Source organism: Paragemmobacter kunshanensis (assembly GCF_011059185.1).
GTDB lineage: Bacteria > Pseudomonadota > Alphaproteobacteria > Rhodobacterales > Rhodobacteraceae > Paragemmobacter > Paragemmobacter kunshanensis.
Window position 1 is genome coordinate 232,215 of sequence record NZ_JAALFE010000004.1, and the last position, 22,224, is coordinate 254,438.

Sequence of the window (22,224 nt, forward strand, 5' to 3'; positions counted from 1 at the left end):
CCCGCGACAAGATCACCTTCGACCCCGGCTCCGACGTCATCTCCAGCGCTTCCTCCGGCCTTGTCGATGCCTTGGCGACCCTGCTCAAGCAATGCCCCGGCGTCCCGATCGAGGTGGCAGGCCACACCGATTCCCAAGGCACCGAACGCAACAACCGCACCCTCTCCGAAAACCGGGCCAAGGCCGTTCTGGTCGCGCTCGCCGAACGCGGAGTCGATGTCTCCACGCTCAAGGCCGTTGGCTATGGCGAAGAGAAACCCATCGCCGACAATGCCAACGAAGACGGGCGCGAGGCCAATCGCCGCATCGAATTCGTCCTTCTCACCCCGCCCAGCACGCCCAGCACGCCCGCGCCCGCAACCGCCGCCCCCCCTCCGGCCCAGCCGGATCAGGCGGATCAGGCAGATCAGGCGCAACCGGCCACCCCCCCCACGCCCGCCACGGCAACCCCCGATTTCTCCGGTGACACCAGCCCCTCGATCGCCCCGCAGGAAAAGACCTTGCGTCCGCCCGCCCGTCCCGCGAATAACGGTTAGGCACGCGAACAGACCAGGGTCCAATGAACCGCCAGGAATTCATCACCGCAACCGCCGTCATCCTGCTTCTCGCCTTTGCGCTCGGCTGGTTCACCTATTGGCTCCTGCACCGCTTCACCCGCGTCGCCGGCGGCGACGTGGCCGAGATGGACAATCTCGCCCAGGCCCTGCACGAGGCGGAAGAGGCCCGCGATCACGCGCTGATCTATCTGGAAGAGCGTGAGGCCGAACTGATGAACCAGATCGCCCAGACCGAGGCGGAACTCCGCGCCGCCATGGAAGGCCTGCGCGACGCCCGGCACGAGGCCGAAGAGATGCGCGCCTATATCGAACGCATGCACGCCGCCAACTGACGGCCCCCGCATTTCATCGCCGATGCTTGCATGACGGGTCCGGGACGTCTGCCGTCACCCGCCGTCCCGTAGGGCGGGGGTCTCCCCGCCACCCGTCGCCTCAATAGGGCGCAAGGCTCTCCCCGCCCTTCGACACCCCTACCCCAACCCGCCCAGACAGGCCTCCACCAGGCCCGAACCCGGCTCCGCCAACCCCTCCACCACATCGAAATGGTGCCGCCCCGGATCAACCGTCCATGGGCACTCCCACTCCTCTGCCAACAGACGCGCCTGCCACAGGAAGGCGGGCCGCTCCTGCCCGCCCACCCAGACATGGGCCTCCACTCCCGCCGCCCGCGCCAGCCGCGCCGGGCTTTCCGCCGCGCATTCCGCCGCGTCCAGCCGCAGCTTGTCCTGCATCTCCGTCGCCATCAGCGGCGCCAGTTCCGACAGGGGCGAGATTGGCACCACCCGCCGCAGCCCCGGCACCGCCTGATCCGCACAAGCCATCCGCGCCGCCAGATGCCCGCCCGCCGAATGCCCCGCCACCACCACCGGCACCCCAGGCACCGCCTCGGCCGCCACCAGACAGGCCCGCGCGATCTCGGCCGTCATCCCCGCGATCCGCGCCTCGGGCGCCAGCGTGTAGGACGGCATCGCACAGGCCCATCCCCGCGCCACCGCGCCGCCCGCCAGATGCGACCATGTCTCGCGCCCGAAGGCCAGCCAATAGCCACCATGCACAAAGACCAGCAGCCCCCGCGCCTCACCCTCGGGCAGGAACAGATCGAACCGCTGCCGCGCGCCCGGCCCATAGGCCAGCCCCAGCCGCGCCCGCGCCCCCATCGCCGCACGGAACCCCGCCGCTGCCGCCTCCCACCTGGGCGGATACCCCTCCGCCCCCGCGATGAAGGCCCCGTTCGCATAGGCGCGATCCGCCTCCGACCGCCATTCCTGCCCTTTGCCCATGCCCAACGCCCCGATTTGATCAAAATTTCGCACACCGCATCCGGAATCTGCCCTGCCGGAACTGGACAAGCCCCCCCTCGCGGATGCATCCATCCTTAACCCGAAACGCCGGAGGCCCACATGCTCGATTCCGTCACCAATCTCGCGTCGCTCCTGAAGGATCCGACACTTCTGGTCACCAAGGCCTATGTCGCCGGCGAATGGATCGACGCCGACGACGGCACCCGCTTCGATGTCACCAACCCCGCCCGGGGCGACGTGATCTGCACCCTGCCGAACCTTGGCCGCGCGGAAACCGCCCGCGCCATCGCCGCGGCCGAGGCCGCGATGAAGGACTGGGCCGCCCGCACCGGCAAGGAACGCGCCGCCGTCCTGCGCAAATGGTTCGATCTGATGATGGCCAATGTCGATGACCTTGGCAAAATCCTGACCGCCGAAATGGGCAAGCCGTTGGCCGAAGCCAAGGGCGAGGTCGCCTATGGCGCCTCCTTCATCGAATGGTTCGCGGAAGAGGCGAAACGCGTCTATGGCGAAACCATCCCCGGCCACCAGCGCGACAAGCGCATCACGGTGATCAAGCAGCCCATCGGCGTCGTGGGCTCCATCACGCCCTGGAACTTCCCCAATGCCATGATCGCCCGCAAGGTCGGCCCCGCACTCGCCGCAGGCTGCGGCTTCGTCGCCCGCCCTGCCGCCGAAACCCCGCTCTCGGCGCTGGCAATGGCCCTGCTGGGCGAACGCGCGGGGCTTCCGGCGGGGATCTTCTCGGTGATCACCTCCATCCGCTCCTCAGACATCGGCAAGGAATTCTGCGAAAACCACGCCGTCCGGAAACTGACCTTCACCGGCTCCACCGAAGTCGGCCGCATTCTGCTGCGTCAGGCGGCGGATCAGGTGATGAAATGCTCGATGGAGCTTGGCGGCAACGCGCCCTTCATCGTCTTCGACGACGCCGATCTCGATGCCGCCGTCGCCGGTGCCATGGTTTCGAAATTCCGCAACAACGGCCAGACCTGCGTCTGCGCCAACCGCATCTACGTGCAGGCCGGCGTCTATGACGCCTTCGCGAAGAAACTGGCCGAGGCAGTGGCGAAAACCAAAGTGGGCGACGGCCTGTCCGAAGACGTCACCTTCGGCCCCCTGATCAACGACAAGGCCGTCGCCAAGGTCGAGGAACACATCACCGACGCCCTCACCAAGGGCGCCCGCGTCGAAACCGGCGGCAAGCGCCACGCGCTCGGCGGGTCCTTCTTCGAACCCACCATCCTGACGGGCGTCACCACCGACATGCTGGTGACCAACGAAGAAACCTTCGGCCCCCTCGCCCCCCTCTTCAAGTTCGAGACCGAGGAAGAGGTGATCGCGCTCGCCAACGCCACGATCTTCGGCCTTGCCTCCTATTTCTACGCCCGCGACATCGGCCGCATCACCCGCGTGCAAGAGGCGCTGGAATACGGCATGGTCGGCGTGAACACCGGCCTCATCTCGACCGAGGTCGCCCCCTTCGGCGGGGTCAAGCAATCCGGTCTTGGCCGCGAAGGATCGCGCCACGGGATGGAGGACTATCTGGAAATGAAATACATCTGCCTGAGCGTCTGATGCGCCTCCGCATCGCGCTCCCGCTCCTCTGCACCCTCACCCTCGCCGCCTGCGGCGGGGGCATCCCGCTGGTGCCGCTGATCTAACTGCGCAGAACCGCCGCGATCTGGCCCCAGATCGCGGCGATTGCCGCATCTGGCGGGGGCAAGTCCGGGGCAAAGACCGCCTCGCGCATCCCCAGCGTATAGATCGCCCAGATTGCGGCCAGCGCATCCTCCAACGCGACATTGGCCCTGAATGCGCCGGTCGCCTGCCCGGCGCGGATCACCTCTGCAAGCGGGGCCAGAAACGCCGCCCGATCCGCGCGGCTCTCGGCCTCCGCCTCGGGCGACCATGTCCAGCCATGGGCCTGCAGCACCCGCAGCAGCTTCGGATCGCCAAGGTCGGTCGCCGCCCAATCCACCAGAATGGCGCGCAGCCGCGCCTCGGGGCTGCCCGGCCCGGCAGCCGCCACCTCCGTCCGGGCCAGCAGCGCCGCATGCACGTCCTTCACCAGCGCCGCGATCAGCCCCGCCTTGCCATCGAAATAGGCGTTGATCAGGCTGTGCGAAACGCCCGCCCGCCGCGCCACCTCCACCACCGAGATCGCCTCTACCCCGCGCTCCGCCGCGATGGCCCGGGCGGCCTCCAGAAGCGCCGCGCGGGTGGCGTGCTTCTGCGCCGCACGTCGGGCGCGGGCAGGTTCGGAAAGGGTATAGCTGCGGGTCATGACGTGGCGGTGTAGCGGGTATGCAGAAAATGTCAAAGACATTGTCTTGCGCTTTCGGGTCATCCCTCCTAATTCAATTTACAATGTAAAATGAATTAATCCGATGGAACCCCGATGATCCAGCCCGTGGACAGCCTGTCCGACCGCCTGCACCACCTCGCCCGACGGGCGATGGAGGATGGTCTGCTCAACCTCACCGCCGACGAACGCCGCGACATCGCGGCCGAACTCTACCGCCTCGCCGATGCCGTGACCCTGCAACCCGTGACCCAGGGCGATATCGAAGCCCAGGGTCAGGCCCTCCGCCGTGTGGCCTGGCTTACCGGCTGGCTGGAACGGGCAAGGCAGCAGTCGGCGCAGCAACCGGCGCAGCAAAGGGCGAAGGCCGCGCCCTAGCACGGCCCCAGCCGGGCCGCATAGCCGTTGTTATCGCATATCAGCCTTGCGCTTTTGCCTAGCAGCGCCGCGCCTGCCACATCGGGACCAAGGCATGATGCCTGATCATGAAAGGACCGATGCAGATGCTGCCGAACCTCCGCACCCTCTCCACCGCCGCAATCGCGGCCCTCGCCCTCGCCGCCACGGCGGCTGCCCCGGTTCAGGCCGGCCAGCGGGAACGCGACTTTCTCAAGGGCGTCGCCGCCACCGTCATCGTGGGCACCGTGCTGCAGAACATGAACAAGCAGCGCGCCCAGGCCCAGACGCCGCGCGGCTACTACCAGCAGCCTGCCTATCAGCAGCCGCAATACTATGTCCCGCCGTCGCGCAACCAGCAGACGAACTTCGTCCCCCAGGCCCATCACGGCCTGACAACCAGCGCCGCCGCCCAGGCCTTCAAAAGCTACAGCCCCACCGAGCGCCGCGCGATCCAGCGCCAGCTGTCCCGGCAGGGCTATTACTACGGCGCGATCGACGGCGTCTTCGGCCCCGCCACCTACCGCGCCCTCAGCAGCTATGCCGTGGATCGTGGCCTGAGCGGCCGCATCGACAGCGCCTCGGGGGCCTATACCGTCTATGACAGCCTGATCTACTGATCCTGCAAGAGGGGCGCCCCACCGGGCGCCCCTCTCTGCATCTCCCCAACGCCAGCCCGGCCCAATCGGCCTTGGCACCTCACCGACGCCCCCGCTTGCACCGCGCAGGCCGGGCCCGCGCCCCGATCAGGGCCCTTCACCGGCCTTCAGGAACTTGGCTCCCCCCGCGCCCATGCCACCGCTCTGGACAGAGGCCCTCCGCGCCCCCGGCGCCGCTGCCCGCCAGGCGCGGTCCAGCTCGGCCATCAGATCATCCAGCAGACCTTCCACAGGAACGGCAATGGTGACGGGCCTGCCATTCACCTCGGCCCCGGCGGAAATGACCGACACCAACTCAGACCCATAGGCCGTGTCGCGAAACACCGGGGCTCCGGACGCGCCGAAATCCGTCACGCAATCCAGCACGACCATACGGCCCTCGGTCCCCAGAACCGCGCAGGCATCCTGCATCGACGCCGCCTCTGACCGGTCCCGCGCATAGGATACGATCTCCACCCGATCCCCACCCCGCGGAAAGGATCCGGTCGCCGCCGGCGTGATCGAGGGCAGCAGGATCGGCTCACCCAGCTTGATCAGGCCAAGGTCGCTTCCGATCTGGTCCCGATGCGCCATGCTGCCCTCCTCAAGTCCGGGGCGATAGCCGGGATGCGGCAGGATCATCGCCCCCGCGCGATCCGCCTCGGCCCGGCCATCGCGCCATCCGGCCAGGAATGTCAGTTCCGAAGCGCGATACGGCTCTCCCGTCGCCTTGTCGAAAAGACAATGCGCCGCCGTCAGCACCACATCCGGCGCGATCAGCGTGCCGCTGCAAAACCCCCTCGATCCCAGGTCGATCCGCCCCACCGCGGCCCATCGCCCGGCGACCACCCCGGTCTCAAGCGGGCGAAGGTTTCCATCCCAGCCAAGCGCCGGTTGCGCCAGAAGGGCCAGCCAGACCAGAACGCCACGCATCCACCACCTCCACCCTTACGCCCCACGGATCACGCGGCGAAGGTGACAGAGGAACCCGGCGGAACTGCGGCGCGACCACGCAAGTCTCGGGGCGATGGCCCAGGCACCGAATGACCGCCTGATCCGGCAAACGAAGAAGGGGCACCCCACCGGGCGCCCCTTCGATCATGTCATCCACTCCGGCCCGCTCAGTTGGCCTTCGCGGTGGTCCCTTCCAGAACCGGCGCGACACCCGGCGCCGCGCTGGCAATCTCGATCCGGCGGGGTTTCAGCGCCTCGGGCGTCTCGCGCGTCAGGTCGATATGCAGCATGCCCAGCTCATGCACAGCCCCCGTCACGCGCACATGATCGGCCAGCGCAAAGCGCCGCTCGAAGGCGCGGGTGGCGATGCCGCGATGCAGATAGGTCTTGCCCTCGGCCTCCGGGGCCTTGCGGGCGGTCACCAGAAGCGTGCCATCCTTCACCTCGACAGCCAGTTCCTCGGCGGTGAAACCCGCCACGGCGATCGAGATGCGATAGCTGTCCTCGGCGGTCTTCTCGATATTGTAGGGGGGATAGGTCGGCTGGGCGACATCGGTCGTCAGCACACGATCCATGAGGTCGGCGATCCGGTCAAAACCGACGGTCGCGCGGTAAAGCGGGGCGAAATCAAGGGTTCGCATGGGGTCATCCTCCAGTGAGCGATGCTATGTCATGCCCTCCTCATCGGACGGGCGGCGATGCACCGGCCCTGTCACAGGCATCCGGCACAACCCGGATTTGGGAATGAACCACGCCGCTTTCAAGCCCCCGCCACAGCGCAGGGCGCAAGCCACCGCCTCAGGGCGCAACCTTCAGGAACTTTGCCCCGCCCCCGCCGCCCGAAAGGACGCGCGCCCCCGTCGCCGCCCGCGGCGCGCCCGCCGCCAGTTCCGCCTTCAGCACGGCCAGCGGCTCCGACAGCGGCACAGCCAGCGACACCGCCTCGCCCTGCACCTGCGCCTTGGCCGAGATCACCGACACGATCCGCACCTCGCCATCCCGCATCGCAAAGACCGGCGCGCCGCTCGCCCCGAATTCCACCGCGCAGGACAGCACCATCAGATTGCTCCGCTGCGCCATGATCTCGCAAACCTCCTGCAGCGACGGCGCCTCCGACCGGTCCATCGCATAGGACACGATCCCCACCTCCTCGCCCATCATCGGGGCGGGATCGGTGGCGAAGGGGGTCACCTGCGGCAGGCGGATCGGCTGGTCCAGCCGCAACAGCGCCACATCCACCCCCACATTGCCCAATTCCTCGGCCACGTCGAACTGATAGCCCGGATGCACCAGCGCCTGCGCCACCGCGCGATAGGCCTCCGCCCGCCCGTTGCGCCACCCGGCCAGAAAGCGCAACTCGCCCTCGCCGATCCGCGCGCCCGTCACCTTGTCGAACAGGCAATGCGCCGCCGTCAGCACCAGATCCTCGGCGATCAGCGCGCCCGTGCAGAACCCCCGCTCGCCCAGTTCGATCCGGCCCACGGCCTGCCATCCCTTGCCATCGTCGCCCGTCTGCAGCGACCGGATCGTCGGCCCCTCGGCATGGGCCGGTGACAGCATCAGCAGGAACAGGATCGCGACAAGACGCATTCAACATCCTCGGGCATCGGCCCGGCCTGCCTAGCCCGGCTTTCCGGCGAAAGTTTGGCAGGCCCCCCGACCGCTGTCCAGCCGGACAGGGATCAAGGCCCGAACCGACCGGTCCCTCGTCCATGCCAAAGCCGCTTCATCTTGGCCCAAATACCCAATCGACACCGGCCAACCCGCGCCACGGCCGAAAGCGGATCCCTGCTCCGCCACCCGGCCCCGCGATTTCTGACACAGAAATCGCGCAAGATTCTGTGTCAGAATTTTCCCCCGCCCCGCATCAGCCTTCCGCAAGGGCCCGGGGCTTCGGCCCGCCTGTCGCCCAGTCCAGCAGTTCCACCGAATGCACCACCGGCACCGCCGTGCCCGATCCGATCTGCATCATGCAGCCGATATTTCCGGCGGCGATCACATCCGGCGCCTTCGCCTCCAGCGTCCGCACCTTGCGCGCCTTCAACTCGCGCGAGATCTCGGGCTGCAACAGGTTGTATGTCCCCGCCGAGCCGCAGCACAGATGGCTGTCCGCAGGCTCCACCACCTCAAAGCCCACCCGCTTCAGCAACTCCTTCGGCGCGGTCTTCACCTGTTGCCCATGCTGCAGCGAACAGGCCGCGTGATAGGCCACGCGCAGACCCTTTGCCGCGCCCTCCGGCACCCCGATCCGGGCCAGCAGTTCGGATATGTCGCAGGCCAGCCCCGCCACCCGCGCCGCATCCTCTGCCAGGGGATCGTTGCGGAACATATGCCCGTAATCCTTCACCGTCGTCCCGCAACCGCTGGTGTTGATCACCACCGCATCCAGCCCCTCGCCCCGGATCTCCGCCATGAAGGCGCGGATATTGGCCGCCGCAAACCCATGCGCCTCGCCCTCGCGGCCCATGTGATGGGTCAGCGCCCCGCAGCATCCCATGCCCGCAGGCACGACCACCTCGCAGCCCAACCGCCGCAGCAGGCGGATCGTCGCATCGTTGATATCCGTGTTCAACGCCTTCTGCGCGCAGCCCGTCATCAGCGCCACGCGCATCCTGCGCGCCCCCAGAGGCGCAAAGCTCTGCGGATCGTCATTGCGCGAAACCGGTGGCACGCGCTTCGGCACCATGTCCAGCATCGCCTGCACCCGCGCATCCGGGATCAGCCGCGCAAAGGGCTTGCCCATCTTCGCCAGCCCGATCGCCAGCCGGAACCGCATCGGATAGGGTAGCACCTTGGCCAGCACAAAGCGCAGCGCCCGGTCGGTGAAGGGGCGCCTGTAGGTCGCCTCGATATGGGCGCGGGCATGGTCGACCAGATGCATGTAATGCACCCCCGACGGGCAGGTCGTCATGCAGGACAGGCAGGACAGGCAGCGATCAATATGCTTCACCACCCGCGCATCCGCTGCGCGGCCTGTCTCCAGCATCTCCTTGATCAGGTAGATCCGCCCGCGCGGGCTGTCCAACTCATCGCCCAACACCTGATAGGTCGGGCAGGTCGCCGTGCAGAACCCGCAATGCACGCAGGATCGCAGGATCTCGTTCGACCGCGCCAGCGCAGGGATCGCCAGTTGCTCGGGGGTGAAATTCGTCTGCATCGCATCCCCTCAGAGCAGGACCAGAAAGATCATCACGGCCGAAACCGCCAACCCGGCCATCAGCGCAGGCCAGATCCAGCCCGCCGCCCCGGCGGGGATCGCCCGGCGCAGCCCCTGCGCCAGCGCCGCCAGCGCCACCGCCGCCGCCCCGATCTGCACCATCAGCCGGGCAAACCCGCCATCCGTCGCCGGATCATTCGTCACCCAGACCAGCGCCAGCGCCGCCCCCGCCAATCCGATGCCCAGACCCTCGCGCCCCTTCGGCAAAAGACAAAGCGACAGATAGATCGCCAGCGGAAACCCAAGGAAGATCAGCGCCATGTCAGGCCGCCCCCTGCATCAGGCCGGGGTTGAACAGCCCCCTCGGATCGAACTTCGCCCGCAGCCCCGCCGACAGGGCCGCCACCGCCGCAGGCTCCGGGTGAAAGGCACCCGGCCCTTCCCCCCTTACCCGCGTCGCATGGCCCTGAAACACCCCCAGCCTTGCCCGCAGATCCACCCCCGGCGCCACCGCCAGCCAGACCAACCCGCCGCCCCAGTCATACATCACCGCCTCGGCCCCGGCCCGCGCCACCAGCCCCGGCGCATCCGACGGCTTCACCGAAAGCCGCCAGACATCCCCCGACAGCCCATGAAACGGCACCACATCCCGCACCGCCGCCCAGACCTCGGCCCCGACCTCCTCCACCGCCCCGAAGCGCGCCAGCAGGCGGCGCAACTCTCCCGCGCGATAGCGGACCGATGTCGCGAAACCCTCCACCCGCACGAATGTCCCCCGCCCGGGCCAATGCGCGGCCCCCGTCACGTCGAAGGGCGATCCCAGCGCCGCCGCCATCGCCTCGACCGCCCGCGCATCCTCCAGCCCCGCGAGGCAGAGCGTCGCCACCGCCTCCGGCGCGGGCAGCACCTTGAAGGCCACCTCGGTGATCACCCCCAGCGTGCCATGCGACCCCGCCATCAGCTTGACCAGATCAATCCCCGTCACGTTCTTCATCACCCGCCCGCCATTGCGGATCACCGTCCCGGTCCCATCCACGAACCGCACGCCGATCAACGAATCCCGGCACGCCCCCGCCTGCACCCGCCGCGGCCCGCTGGCATTCACCGCCACCACGCCGCCGATTGTGGACACCCCCTCACGCCCCAGCAATCCCCGCATGTCCGGCGGATCAAAGGCCAGCCGCTGCCCCTCGCCCGCCAGCAAGGCCTCCACCTCGGCCAAGGGCGTCCCCGCCCCAACGACCAGCGTCAGCGCGCCGGGCTCATAGAGCCGCACCCCCGACAACCCGCCCGTCTCCAGCACCTCCCCCGGCACGGCGGCACCGATCCCCCGCGTCCCGCCCCCGCGCAGGATCAGGGGCGCATTCGCCCCCCGCACGATCCCCGCCAGTTCCGCCTCATCCACAGGACGCATGCCTGCCCCTTCATCTGTTCCCAAATATCCTGCGGGGGTCGCCACTGGTGCGCCACTGGTTCAAGCCCAGTGGCGACGGGTGCAAAACCCCCGGTCCCGCCGCATCACGCTGCGCGACGCGAGGCCGTCACGTATAAAGGAAACACCTTCGCCGGGTTCAGCAGCCAGCCCGGATCGAACACATCCTTCACGCGCAACTGCGCCTCCATGTCATCATCCGAAAACTGCACCGACATCAGGTCGCGCTTCTCCACGCCCACCCCATGCTCGCCGGTCAGGCAGCCGCCCACCTCGACACACAGCTTCAGGATATCCGCGCCCAGCGCCTCGGCCTTCTCCAGATCGCCGGGCTGGTTGGCGTTGAAGATGATCAGCGGATGCATGTTGCCATCCCCCGCATGGAACACATTCGCCACGCGCAGCCCGTAGCCTTCCGTCAACTCCCCGATCCGGCGCAGCACGAAGGCCAGTTCCGAAACGGGGATCGTGCCATCCAGACAGATGTAATCCCCCATCTGCCCCATCGCGCCAAAGGCCGATTTCCGGCCCAGCCAGATGCGCTTGGCCTCATCCTCGCTTGCCGCCTCGCGATAGGCCACCGGATCGTGCCGCGCGGCAATCGCCTTGATCCGCGCCAGTTGCTCGTCGATCTCGGCGGGGCTTCCCTCCACCTCCACGATCAGCAGCGCCTCGCAATCGGGGTAGCCCGCCTTGGCGAAGGCCTCCGTCGCCACGATGCAGGGCCGATCCATGAACTCGATCGCCACCGGCAACAGCCCGCCCTTGATGATGTCGGCCACACAGGCCCCCGCCACCTCGTTTGCGGCGAACCCCATCAGCACGGGCCGCGCCCCCTCGGGCTTGGGCAGGATCCGCAGCCAGGCCTCCGTCACCACGCCCAACTGCCCCTCGGACCCGCAGATCACGCCCAGCAGGTCCAGCCCCGGCGCATCCATGAACGGCCCGCCCACCTGCACCACCTCACCCGCCATCGTGACCATGGTCACCCCCAGCAGATTGTTCGTCGTCACCCCGTATTTCAGGCAATGCGCGCCCCCGGAATTCATCCCGATATTCCCGGCAATCGCACAGGCCAGCTGGCTGGAGGGGTCCGGCGCATAGAAGAACCCCTCCGCCTCTACCGCGCCCGTCACCGAAAGATTGGTCCGCCCCGCCTGCACCCGGATGAAGCGGTTTGTGTAATCCGTCTCGATCACCGCATTCATCCGCGCCACACCCAGCACCACCGCATCCGGCGTGGGCAGCGACCCGCCCGCGAGCGAGGTTCCCGCCCCCCGCGGGATCACTTTCACCCCCTCGTCATGGCAGGCCCGCATCACGGCGGCCACTTCTTCGGTCGTGCGCGGCAGCACCACGGCCAGCGGCAAACAGCGATAGGCCGTCAGCGCGTCGCATTCATAGGCGCGCGTCTCGGCCGGGTCGGTGATCAGGGCATCAGGCGGCAAGAGCCCGGCCAGGCGGGCATGCACCCGCTCGCGCCGCGCCAGGATCGCCGGATCTGGCTGGGGCATTTCCATGACGATCCCTCCCTTCAATTGGTAAAAACATATAACCAATTATCCCAGATGACAAGCGCCATTCCCGCGCATAACCATCAGCCATGACCATGCCCCTGCATATCGGCAGCCTCGGCAGTGCCGACCTGATCGCTGTCGCGGCCTATCTGCTGCTCTGGGTCGGCTGCGGCTGGCTGATCGAACATCCGCCTGCCCGGCGCCAATCCGTCACCATCCTGATGCAGGATTACCGCCGCGACTGGATGGGGGAATTCGTCACCCGCCAGCCCCGCATCTTCGACGCCACCCTGATCGACAGCCTGCGTCAGGGCACGGCCTTCTTCGCCTCGGCCTGCATGATCGCCATCGGCGGCGGCGTGGCGCTGATCGGCAATTCCGACCGCGTCAGGGGGCTTGCCGCCGACCTGACACTGGATCAGGCGGGCGCGCAGGTCGAAATGAAGATCATCCTGGTGATCGCCTTCCTCGCCAATGCGCTGCTGAAGTTCATCTGGGCGCATCGGCTTTTCGGCTATTGCTCCATCCTGATGGCCGCCGTCCCGAACGATCCCGCCGATCCCAAGGCCCGCCCCCGCGCCGCACAGGCGGCCGAGATCAACATCACCGGCGCGCGCAGCTTCAATCGCGGATTGCGGTCGATCTATTTCGCGCTCGGCGCGCTGGGCTGGCTCTTCGGCCCCTATGGCCTTCTGCTTGCCGGCCTTGCCAGCGCCGCTGTCCTGATGCGCCGCGAATTCGCCTCGCATTCCCGCGATGTCATGCTGAAGCGCTGATCCGCTTCGCGCCGCGCCGCCCCTCGATCAGCCAGGCCGCAATCGCCAGCCCCGCCGCCAGCAGCAGCCACAGCCAGCCCGGCAGCAAGGGCGCAATCGTCAGATCCTGCGTCACATAGGCCCCGCGCGGGGTGATCCCCAGCCAGCCGCGCCCCGCCGCGGGCCGCCCCTCGCGCACCGTGCGAATGTCCGGCACCCCCTCTTCCAGCCGCGCGATCCCGCCATTCGTCGGCACCACCACCGGCTCCAGCACCGCGCCGCTGGCAATCGTCTCCACAAACTCGCGCGGCGCCGATGGACCCACCGCCACCACCCGCGTCAACTCGCCCTGCTCCAACCGGTAAAGCCCCATCATCGGCGCCTGCCAGACCAGTTCATATCGCCCCGGCGAAACCTCGGGCATCGGCAACACCACCACCGCGCCATCCGGCCCGGTGATCGTCACATCCCCCGGCGGCTCTTCCGCGATGGACCGCCGCCGCACCGTCAATTCCTGACCCGAGGTCGTGGCAGTCAGCGCCTCTTCCTCCAGTTCCGGCTCCTTCAGCATCCAATGCGCCAGCCGCCGCAGCAGTTCCAGTTGCGGCCCGCCACCCTCATATCCCCGCCCCCAAAGCCAGGCGTGATCGGAGGCCAGCACCGCCACCCGCCCCTCGCCCACCCGGTTCAGCACCAGCAAAGGCCGCTCATCCGCGCCCTGCATCACCACCTGCCCCGCGCGCGGCACCACGTCGATCTGCCGGAACCAGCGGCCCCAGCCGCCTTCGGGCGCCAGCGCCTCCAGCCCTTCCGTCACCGGATGCCGCCGCCCCAGATCCGTCAGCGCCGGGCGGAACCCGCCCTCGATCACCCGCGCCGTCGGCTCCACCGGCAGCACATCGGCCAAGGGCGACCGCCACAGCGAATCCACCGCCCCGAATTCCGGCCCCGCCGCCACCAGCACCGTGCCGCCATTGCGCACATACTGGGCCACATTCTCCAGGTATGACATCGGCAGGATGCCCCGCATCCTGTATCGGTCAAAGACGATCAGATCGAATTCCTCGATCTTTTCCACGAACAGTTCCCGCGTCGGAAAGGCGATCAGCGAAAGCTCCGTTACCGGGATCCCGTCCTGCTTTTCCGGCGGCCGCAGGATGGTGAAATGCACAAGGTCAACCGAGGCATCGGATTTCAGCAGGTTCCGCCACACCCGCTCCCCCGCATGCGGCTCACCCGAAACCAGCAGCACCCGCAGCCTGTCGCGCACCCCGTTGATCTGCACCACGGCGGCATTGTTGCGATCCGTCAGTTCCCCCTCCGCCGCGGGCGTAGAGAATTGCAGCACATTCATCCCGCCATGCGGCAGCGTTACGGGCAGATCCAGATCCTCGCCCACCGGCACGCGAAAAGTCTGCGGTTCGCTGTCATCCACCGCGATCGTCAGGTCCACCGCGCTTTCCCCCGGCGCGGCCCCCTGATCCTCGATCCGCAGGGTCAGCATCACCTCTTCGCCCAGGATGGCAAAGGCAGGCGCGTTCTTCACGATCAGGCGGCGGTCCCAATCCGCCTCGCGCCCGGTCAGCAGCACATGCAGGGGCGCGGGCAGGGTGGGTGCCAGTTCCACATCATGCACCTGCCCATCGGTGATGATCATCGCACCCGCCACCCGCGCGCGCGGCTCCTCGGCCAGCAGTTCCGCCAGCGCCGTCATCGCCAGCGATCCGCCATCCTCCGGCGCATCGGTGAACCGCCGCACCCGCAATTCGGTATTCTCCAGCCGCGCGACCTCCGCCTCGACCCCGGCAATCGCCGCCTCCACCTGCGCCGCGCGGTCGCCCAGGCCCTGACTCGCGCTTTCATCCACCACCAGAAGCACGATATCCGACAGCGCCGCGCGCTCCTCCTCCTGCAAGGACGGATTGGCAATCGCCGCCAGCACCACCAGCGCCGTCAGCCCCCGCAGCCACCATCCCGACAGGCCCCGCCACAGCGCCACAGCCAGCAGCACGGCGGCAAAGCCCGCCAGCCCCCACAGCACCGGCCAGGGCACCAGCGGATCAAGGATCAGCGCCGCCGTCATTGCCCCAGCCTTTCCAGCAGCGCCGGCACATGCACCTGATCCGACTTATAATTCCCCGTCAGCACATGCATGATCAGGTTGATCCCGAAACGGTTCGCCATCTCGCGCTGGCGTTCCCCGGCAAAGCCGCGCCCGACCGGGAACATCGGCACCCCCATCGCATCCACCGCCCAGGCGGCGGCCCAGTCATTGCCGCCGATCACCACCGGCGTCACCCCGTCATTCAGGTTGCGAAACGGCATCCCCTCCACCTGCTCGGCATCGGGCGGCGCGGCCTCCACCCAGACCGGCGCGCCGCCGAAACGGCCCGGAAAATCCTGCAACAGATAGAAGGTCCGCGTCAGCACATGGTCCAGCGGCACCTGCTCCAGCGGCGGAATGTTCAGCCCCGCCGCGATCCGCTGCAGATGCTGCGCCTCGGGCGTGCTGCCCCCCGCGCGGGCCACATCGCTGTCGCGCGTGTCGAACAGGATCATCCCGCCCGTCCGCAGATAATCGTTCAGCTTGCGATAGGCATTGGCCGAAGGCAGCGTCTGCCCCGCCGTCACCGGCCAGTAGAGAAAGGGAAAGAACGCCAGTTCATCCCGCTCGATATCCACGCCGATGGGCGCCTCCGGCTCGATCGAGGTGCGCTCCCACAGCCGCTCGCCCAGACCGCGCAGCCCCGCCTCGGCCACCTCGTCCACCCGCGCATCCCCCGTCAGGACATGGCCCAGCACCACCGCCGTCGTCGCCTCCAGCGCCAGCGCCTCCTCTGCCGGATCCGCAGCCCCGGCCTCGCTCTGCGCCCGCACTTCGGGCGCGGCACCGCCCAGCGCCAGCACCGCCACCGCCAGAACCGCCACCCCGCGCCGCAGCCCCGACAGCCGCCCCGAAAGCCAGAGCGCCGCCAGAATGTCGATCATCAGCGCCGCCAGCGCCACCGACAGGACCCACCCCTTCAACAGCTGCTCCTGCGCCACATCCAGCCCCTCGACCGGCGTCCCCGCAGGCCAGCTTGCCGCCTCCAGCACCGTCTCCGCCCCCACCGCGTTCAGCGCGACACGCCGATCCGCCCCGGCATAAAGCCCTGGCGGCAGGGCAGGCCCCGGCCCCCCGGTCATGCCCGCCGCCAGCGCCGCCCCTTCGACACCGGCCATCTCGCCCGCCTCGCGCGCCGCGCCATAGGCATCCAGCAGCACCTCCGGCACCCAGACCTGCCCCGCCAGATCCTCGGCCCCCGGCAGGGCGGGCCGTGTCGACACGGCCAGCCGCTCCAGCATCTGCACGAACAACCCCGACAGGGGCAGCGTCGACCATTCCGCATTGGCGGTCACATGGACAAGCACCACCTGCCCCTGCCCCACTTCCTTGCGCGTCACCAGGGGCGTGCCATCCTCCAGCGCGGCAATCGTCCGCGCGGCCAGCTCCGGATCGGGCTGCGCCAGGACCTGCGCCGTCACCTGCACCTCGTCCGGCACCGGCAGCCCATGGAAGGGCGACCCTTCGGCAAAGGGGGCCAGCGTCTTGGGCTCGCCCCAGCTCATCGCCCCGCCCACCGTCCGCCCGCCTTCGCGCAGGCGCACCGGCATCAGCGGGTCTTCCGACAGGCGCGACACGTCCGACGCCGCCAGCAAAGGCCCGGCAAAGCGCAAAAGCAGCCCGCCCCCATCCAGCCAGCCCAGCACCGCATCCTGTTCCTCCTGCGTCAGCGCTGGCACATCGGCCAGCACGATCACATCCGGGTTCGCCAGCAGCACATCCGTCAGCGACCCGTCGATCAGATCCGCCACCGGCTCCAGCGCCTGCCGCAGGTAATGCGTGGGCGACAGCAGTTGCAGCCCCTCGGCATTGTCGGCCCGCCCGCCGATCAGCGCCACCTTGCGCCGCTTCAGGCTGTCATCCGTCAGGCTCACCGCCCCGGCCGACCGCTGGCCCACGATCTCGAACCGGGTGATCCGGTTGCGCAGTTCCGGCGGCAGCGCCAGCGCCACCTCGCCCCGCGCATCGCCCGCCGCAAAGGCCAGCGTCACCCGCGCCAGTTCCCGCTCGATCCCCGCCGGATCCGGCCCGCGCGCCACAACCTCCACCTCCAGCGGCCCCGCCACCGGCAGGCGGCTTGCCGCGATCTGCACCGCCCCATCGGCAAATCCCGCCGGATGCAGCGCCAGCACCGGGCGCGGGCTCTGGAAGACGGTCACATCCCCGGCCCGGTCCAGCGCGGCGAAAAGATCGCCCCGCCCTGCCCGGTCCAGCCCATCCGAAAGCCAGAAGGTATCAAACCCCTCATCCGGCAGAACCGCCGCCCAGGCCGCCAGGTCGCCCGGCAACCAGGCCTGCGGCTCCATCGCCGCCAGCCGCCCGGCCCAGGCATCCGCCGCCTGAAACACCACCGCTTCCGGCGCATCGGTCAGCCGCAGCACCGCCACCGCCCGCCCGTCGCGCCCCGCCTCTTCCACCAGCGCGCCCGCCCGCTCGATCCGCCGCCCCCAGTCGCGCGCATCGGCCCAGCCGCCATCCAGCACCACCAGCAGCGGCCCCGTCCCCGGCCCCCGCTCGCGCGGGTTCAGGATCGGCCCGGCAAAGGCGATGATCGCCGCCGCGATCGCCACCATGCGCAGCAAAAGCAGCCACCAGGGCGTGCGATCCGTCTCGTTATCCTCGTCCTGCAGGCCCAGCAGCAGCGCCACCCCCGGAAACCGCCGCCGGATCGGCGCGGGCGGCACCGCGCGCAGCAGCAGCCACAGCACCGGCAAGGCCACCAGCGCCCAAAGCAGCACCGGCGTCACAAAGCCGACAGGGCCCAGCATGAACATCACCGGCCCCCTTCCAGCGCGCGATACAGCCACAGCAGCGCCGGTTGCGCCGCATCGCCCGTATGGTGGCAGTGGTAATGCCAGCCCACCGCACGGGCGAGGCTGGCCAGCCGATCCTTCCGCTCTGCCAGCCGCGCCAGATATCGCCCCCGCAGATCGCCCGCGCGCAGCGTCTCATGCCGCAGCGTGCCGCCCATGCTTTCAAAGATCGTCCGCCCGTCGAAGGGGAAATCCTCCTCCGCCGGGTCCAGCACCTGCAGCAGCACCCCCCGCGCGCCCCGGTCCGAAGCCCGACCCAGCGCCGCCTCGACGCCCGCCAGATCGCCCATGAAATCCGACAGGAACACCGCCCGCCCATGGCTCGCTATGCCCGTGGCATCGGGCGTGCCGTAATCTGCCTCGCCCGACGCCTCCAGCGCCATCAACAGCCGCAGCAACTGCCCCCGCCCCGGCCGTGGCGGCACGCCGCCCCCCGCCAGCCCGACCCGCTCGCCCCCGCGCAGCAAAAGCACCGCCAGCGCCATCGCCAGAAGCCGCGCGCGATCCCCCTTCTCCGCCCGCCCCTTCGCGCCGGAAAAGGCCATGGATTTCGCCGGATCCACCCACAGCGTCACCGATTGCGCCGCCTGCCATTCCCGTTCGCGCACAAAGGTCGCGTCCGACCGCGCCGACCGCCGCCAGTCGATCATCCGCGCGCTGTCGCCCGCATGCGTGGGGCGATACTGCCAGAACTCATCTCCCTGCCCGGCCCGCCTGCGCCCATGCTCGCCCAGCATGATGGTCGAGGCCAGCATCTCCGCCTCCGCCAGCAAGGGCGGCAGCGACTGGCCCAGCGTCTCGGCCCTGGGCCGAAGATCGCCGCCGGAAAGGTCCGTGGCTTCCGTCACGCCGCCGCCTCAAGCCCCAGCTTGCGCCCGGCGGTCCGCTCGATGATCCCGGCCAGGCTCTCGCCCCGCGCCCGCGCGGCAAAGGACAGCGCCATCCGATGCGTCAGCACCGGCCGCGCCAGCGCCGCCACATCCGCCACCGAAGGCGCCAGCCGCCCGTCCAGCAACGCCCGCGCCCGCACCGTCAGCATCAAGGCCTGCGCCGCCCGCGGCCCCGGACCCCAGCTCAAGGACTCCGCCAGATCGCGCCCCTCCGGCTCCCCGGGCCGGCAGGAGCGCACCAGATCCAGGATCGCCTCCACCACCTGATCCCCCACCGGCATCCGCCGCAGCACCGATTGCGCCTCCAGCAACTCCCCGGCGGTAAAGACCTGATGCGCCTCGGCCTCCTCGGCCCCGGTGGTGGCGATCAGGATGTCGCGCTCCGTCTCGCGCGTGGGATAATCCACATCCACCTGCACGAGAAACCGGTCCAGCTGCGCCTCGGGCAGCGGATAGGTGCCCTCCTGCTCGATCGGGTTCTGCGTCGCCAGCACATGGAACGGCCGCCCCAGCGGGCGGTGCTGGCCCGCAATCGTCACCTCGCGCTCCTGCATCGCCTGCAGCAGCGCCGATTGCGTCCGCGGGCTGGCGCGGTTGATCTCGTCGGCCATCAGCAACTGGCAGAAGATCGGCCCTTCCAGAAAGCGGAACGCCCGGCTGCCATCCGCCGCCGTCTCCAGCACTTCGGACCCAAGGATATCCGCTGGCATGAGATCAGGGGTGAACTGGATGCGGTTGCCCTTCAGCCCCATCACGGTGGACAGCGTATCCACCAGCCGCGTCTTGCCCAGCCCCGGCAGGCCCACCAGCAGCGCATGCCCCCCGCAGAGCATCGCCGCCAGCACCAGATCGACCACCGTCTCCTGCCCGATGAAGCGGCGGTTGATGGATGCCTTGGCCGCCCCCAGCTTGCCACCCAGATCCTCGATCCGCGCGACAAGATCGCTTGCTTCCGCCATGACTTTGCTCCTCGCGCCGTTATATGATCGCATTAGACCGAACTATCCCGTCCGGCACAAATGGCAAAAACAATGAGCGGACAAATGATCGTGAAACCGTCTGCCGAAGGGCTCGCCGCCTCGGCACAGGCCGCCGCGAAGCAGGGGCCGCCCCCGGTCCATCTCTGGAACCCGCCCTTCTGCGGCGATATCGACATGCGCATCGCCCGCGACGGCACATGGTTCTATCTCGGCACCCCCATCGGGCGGCCGGGCCTCGTGAAACTCTTCTCCGGCATCCTGAAAAAGGAAGGCGACAGCTACTTCCTCGTCACCCCCGTGGAAAAGGTGGGCATCACCGTCGATGACGCGCCCTTCCTGGCCGTCGATTTCGACGTCGCGGGGAACGGCCCCGATCAGTCCGTCACCTTCACCACCCATGTCGGCGATGTCGTCACCGCCGATGCCGACCACGGCCTGCGCGTGACCCGCGATCCCGCCACCGGCGAACCCGCGCCCTATATCCATGTCCGCGCCGGGCTCGAGGCGCTGATCGACCGGAAATCCTTCTATCGCCTCGTGGAACTCTGCGTTCATCACCGCGTCGCCGGAAAAGACTGGTTTGGCCTCTGGTCATCGGGCAGGTTCTTCCCGATGATTCCCTCGGAAGACCTCCCCTGAATGCCCCGTTTCGCCGCGAATGTGACGATGCTCTTCACCGAAGTGCCCATGCTGGCGCGCCCCGATCTGGCGCGCGAGGCGGGTTTCGACGGGGTCGAGGTGCTGTTTCCCTATGATCACCCCGCCCGCGACTGGCAGGCCGCACTGGCGGGCATGCCGCTTGCGCTGATCAACACCCATCCCGGCGACTGGGCCGCGGGCGACCGCGGCCATGCCGCCGTCCCGGGGGCCGAAGATACCTTCCGCGCCAGTTTCCAGCGCGCCGCCGATCTGGCAGCCCTCCTTGGCGCCGGGCGGATCCATGTCATGGCAGGCGTCGCCCGCGGCGAACAGGCCGAGGCGACCTATCGCGAAAACCTCGCCTGGGCGGCCGAACAGGCCCCCGACACGACGATCACGATCGAGCCGCTGAACTCCGATGACATGCCGGGCTATTTCCTGAACGATTTCGATCAGGCCGCCCGCATCATCGACGATCTCGCCTTGCCCAATCTGGGCATCCAGTTCGATCTCTGGCACGCCGCCCGCATCCATGGCGATGCCGATGCCGTCTGGGCGCGGCACAAGGCGCGCGTGAACCATGTCCAGATCGCGGGCTTCCCCTCGCGCAACGAACCGGGCGGGGGCGGCTTCGATCTGACCGGCCTCTGCGCCGAACTGGACCGCAGCGCCTATCCCGGCTGGGTTTCGGCCGAATACCTGCCCGCCCGCGCCACCGTGCATGGCCTGATGTGGCTTCAGGCCCTGAAGGGCCGCGCGCGGCTGATCGGGGCCTAGCCCCCTTGCCCCTGCCGCCCCAACGGCTAGAATGGGGGCGCTTGCAGGAAAGGTTGCCCCCATGCCCATCGACGCCCCCGAAACCGAAGTCGTCACCACCTGGAAAGTGGCCTGCGACGGGGGCGAAGGCGCGCTGGGCCATCCCCGCGTCTGGCTGACCATTCCCCGCGATACCGGCTGGGTCGAATGCGGCTATTGCGACAAGCGCTACGTGATCGACCGCGACCACGCCCACGACGACCACTGAAGAAGAAATTTCTCCGAAATTTCTTCCGCACGATCCTTCTGCGAAGGATCGCCCCGATTTTTCGCAGAAAAATCGCCCTTAAGAATTTTCGCAGAAAATTCTTGCCCGCCCGCTTGACGCGCCCCCCGCGCCGGTGCAGCCTCGCGCCATGCTGAACCGTATCGCCATCGCCTCCTATTACTTTACCGACGCTTCATAGGCGGCCGGTCAGCGTTTCTTACCCAAACCAGACCAGATAGGCCGCCCCTGCGGGTGGTCGGTCAAACATCTTCCCGCAGCGGCGGCGGGAGATGACAGAATGAACACCGAAATCCGCCCCGAAATCCGCCTCGCCACCCCCGACGACCTCCCCGCCCTGCACCCCATGTCGCAGCGCCTCGCCGCGCATCTGGGCGAAGCGCCCCGCGATATCGAAACCCTGCACCGCGACGCCTTCATCCTGCCCGGCACCCGCGCCCTCGTCGCCCGCGCCGGCACGGAAACCCTGGGCTACATCCTCCTCCGCCTGACCCGCGACCCCATCACCTGGGCCTCCGGCTACGAAATCACCGACCTCTTCGTCGCGGGCCCCCACCGCAACCGCGGCCTCGGCCGCCGCCTCATCGGCGCCGCCCGCCTGCTGGCCCAGGCCGAAGGCCGCGCCACCCTCACCATCACCCCGGGCATGGCCGCGCTCACCACCACCCTCGGCGCCGCCCGCGCCCTTCCCCTCGCTCTGGCCTGAGGCGGCCGATCATGCCATACCACCCCCATCGCGACGAC

At 68.7% G+C, this 22,224-nt stretch carries 22 protein-coding genes and 1 pseudogene; 10 read left to right on the top strand and 13 right to left on the bottom strand.

Translation table 11 applies throughout. From position 1 onward, the window contains the following. Positions 1-26: 26 nt before the first annotated feature. Together G5V65_RS22985 and G5V65_RS06340 are read left to right on the top strand one after the other, a co-directional pair. Positions 27-536: pseudogene (locus G5V65_RS22985) on the top strand (OmpA family protein); the annotation flags it as partial. Positions 537-559: 23 nt separating this feature from the next. After that, positions 560-889, top strand: a complete 330-nt coding sequence (locus G5V65_RS06340) for a hypothetical protein (RefSeq protein ID WP_165048017.1) — start codon at positions 560-562, stop codon at positions 887-889. 138 nt (positions 890-1,027) lie between these two features. On the opposite strand, the gene G5V65_RS06345 is transcribed toward G5V65_RS06340, so the two are convergent. Then, positions 1,028-1,837 carry an alpha/beta hydrolase gene (locus G5V65_RS06345; protein ID WP_165048019.1) on the bottom strand — a complete coding sequence of 270 codons (810 nt, stop codon included), beginning with the start codon at positions 1,835-1,837 and terminating at the stop codon, positions 1,028-1,030. Positions 1,838-1,957: 120 nt separating this feature from the next. On the opposite strand from G5V65_RS06345, the gene G5V65_RS06350 reads away from it, so the two are divergent. Beyond that, complete coding sequence (locus tag G5V65_RS06350; protein WP_165048021.1) at positions 1,958-3,436, top strand: NAD-dependent succinate-semialdehyde dehydrogenase; 1,479 nt, start codon at positions 1,958-1,960, stop codon at positions 3,434-3,436. 82 nt (positions 3,437-3,518) lie between these two features. Here G5V65_RS06350 and G5V65_RS06355 read toward each other — a convergent pair whose 3' ends face one another. Next, on the bottom strand, positions 3,519-4,145 hold the full coding sequence (locus tag G5V65_RS06355) for a TetR/AcrR family transcriptional regulator (RefSeq protein WP_165048023.1): 627 nt from the start codon (positions 4,143-4,145) through the stop codon (positions 3,519-3,521). 114 nt (positions 4,146-4,259) lie between these two features. Between G5V65_RS06355 and G5V65_RS06360 the strand changes: the two genes are divergently transcribed. Together G5V65_RS06360 and G5V65_RS06365 are read left to right on the top strand one after the other, a co-directional pair. Further along, complete coding sequence (locus G5V65_RS06360) at positions 4,260-4,541, top strand: hypothetical protein (protein ID WP_165048025.1); 282 nt, start codon at positions 4,260-4,262, stop codon at positions 4,539-4,541. 107 nt (positions 4,542-4,648) lie between these two features. Then, positions 4,649-5,179 carry a peptidoglycan-binding domain-containing protein gene (locus G5V65_RS06365; RefSeq protein WP_165048027.1) on the top strand — a complete coding sequence of 177 codons (531 nt, stop codon included), beginning with the start codon at positions 4,649-4,651 and terminating at the stop codon, positions 5,177-5,179. A 126-nt stretch (positions 5,180-5,305) separates the two neighbouring features. Here the strand turns inward: G5V65_RS06365 and G5V65_RS06370 are convergent, their stop codons facing one another. The 7 genes from G5V65_RS06370 to G5V65_RS06400 form a co-directional block, all read right to left on the bottom strand. Beyond that, the gene (locus G5V65_RS06370; RefSeq protein WP_165048029.1) at positions 5,306-6,130 is read right to left on the bottom strand and encodes a trypsin-like serine peptidase; all 825 of its coding nucleotides are present in this window, start codon (positions 6,128-6,130) and stop codon (positions 5,306-5,308) included. A 188-nt stretch (positions 6,131-6,318) separates the two neighbouring features. Next, positions 6,319-6,792 (bottom strand): Hsp20 family protein, encoded by a 474-nt coding sequence (locus G5V65_RS06375; protein ID WP_165048031.1) that lies wholly within the window; start codon positions 6,790-6,792, stop codon positions 6,319-6,321. Positions 6,793-6,949: 157 nt separating this feature from the next. Further along, on the bottom strand, positions 6,950-7,741 hold the full coding sequence (locus tag G5V65_RS06380) for a trypsin-like serine peptidase (RefSeq protein WP_165048034.1): 792 nt from the start codon (positions 7,739-7,741) through the stop codon (positions 6,950-6,952). Between the two features lie 277 nt (positions 7,742-8,018). Continuing rightward, positions 8,019-9,308 carry a glycolate oxidase subunit GlcF gene (gene glcF, locus G5V65_RS06385; protein WP_165048036.1) on the bottom strand — a complete coding sequence of 430 codons (1,290 nt, stop codon included), beginning with the start codon at positions 9,306-9,308 and terminating at the stop codon, positions 8,019-8,021. Positions 9,309-9,317: 9 nt separating this feature from the next. Further along, positions 9,318-9,629 carry a hypothetical protein gene (locus G5V65_RS06390; protein ID WP_165048038.1) on the bottom strand — a complete coding sequence of 104 codons (312 nt, stop codon included), beginning with the start codon at positions 9,627-9,629 and terminating at the stop codon, positions 9,318-9,320. Position 9,630: 1 nt separating this feature from the next. After that, positions 9,631-10,722 (bottom strand): FAD-binding protein, encoded by a 1,092-nt coding sequence (locus G5V65_RS06395; protein WP_165048040.1) that lies wholly within the window; start codon positions 10,720-10,722, stop codon positions 9,631-9,633. Positions 10,723-10,826: 104 nt separating this feature from the next. Beyond that, entirely contained in the window at positions 10,827-12,260 is a 1,434-nt protein-coding gene (locus G5V65_RS06400; protein WP_165048043.1) for an FAD-linked oxidase C-terminal domain-containing protein, read from the bottom strand. An 83-nt stretch (positions 12,261-12,343) separates the two neighbouring features. Between G5V65_RS06400 and G5V65_RS06405 the strand changes: the two genes are divergently transcribed. Then, the gene (locus tag G5V65_RS06405) at positions 12,344-13,033 is read left to right on the top strand and encodes a DUF599 domain-containing protein (RefSeq protein WP_165048045.1); all 690 of its coding nucleotides are present in this window, start codon (positions 12,344-12,346) and stop codon (positions 13,031-13,033) included. On the opposite strand, the gene G5V65_RS06410 is transcribed toward G5V65_RS06405, so the two are convergent. From G5V65_RS06410 to G5V65_RS06425, 4 genes are read right to left on the bottom strand one after another with little or no spacing between them, the layout of a single operon-like run. Next, positions 13,017-15,095 (bottom strand): hypothetical protein, encoded by a 2,079-nt coding sequence (locus G5V65_RS06410; RefSeq protein WP_165048047.1) that lies wholly within the window; start codon positions 15,093-15,095, stop codon positions 13,017-13,019. The two genes, G5V65_RS06405 and G5V65_RS06410, sit on opposite strands and share 17 nt — an antisense overlap. Beyond that, positions 15,092-17,890, bottom strand: coding sequence for a DUF4159 domain-containing protein (locus G5V65_RS06415; RefSeq protein ID WP_165048049.1), 2,799 nt, complete (start codon positions 17,888-17,890; stop codon positions 15,092-15,094). The genes G5V65_RS06410 and G5V65_RS06415 overlap by 4 nt, the downstream gene beginning before the upstream one ends. Continuing rightward, positions 17,890-18,777, bottom strand: coding sequence for a DUF58 domain-containing protein (locus tag G5V65_RS06420; RefSeq protein WP_343162825.1), 888 nt, complete (start codon positions 18,775-18,777; stop codon positions 17,890-17,892). Before G5V65_RS06420 ends, G5V65_RS06415 begins: the two co-directional genes overlap by 1 nt. After that, positions 18,774-19,778, bottom strand: a complete 1,005-nt coding sequence (locus tag G5V65_RS06425) for an AAA family ATPase (RefSeq protein WP_165048051.1) — start codon at positions 19,776-19,778, stop codon at positions 18,774-18,776. Before G5V65_RS06425 ends, G5V65_RS06420 begins: the two co-directional genes overlap by 4 nt. 84 nt (positions 19,779-19,862) lie before the next feature. Here G5V65_RS06425 and G5V65_RS06430 point away from each other — a divergent pair, with 84 nt between their 5' ends. The 4 genes from G5V65_RS06430 (at position 19,863) to G5V65_RS06445 (ending at position 22,186) form a co-directional block, all read left to right on the top strand. Next, positions 19,863-20,438, top strand: coding sequence for a DUF1285 domain-containing protein (locus G5V65_RS06430; protein WP_165048135.1), 576 nt, complete (start codon positions 19,863-19,865; stop codon positions 20,436-20,438). After that, positions 20,439-21,215 (top strand): hydroxypyruvate isomerase family protein, encoded by a 777-nt coding sequence (locus tag G5V65_RS06435; protein ID WP_165048053.1) that lies wholly within the window; start codon positions 20,439-20,441, stop codon positions 21,213-21,215. 61 nt (positions 21,216-21,276) lie between these two features. Next, a complete protein-coding gene (locus G5V65_RS06440; RefSeq protein WP_101921354.1) occupies positions 21,277-21,462 on the top strand; it encodes a zinc-finger domain-containing protein in 186 nt (61 codons plus the stop codon). 298 nt (positions 21,463-21,760) lie between these two features. Further along, positions 21,761-22,186: a GNAT family N-acetyltransferase gene (locus G5V65_RS06445; RefSeq protein WP_165048056.1), complete on the top strand. Its 426-nt coding sequence runs from the start codon at positions 21,761-21,763 to the stop codon at positions 22,184-22,186. The last annotated feature ends 38 nt before the right edge of the window (positions 22,187-22,224 follow it).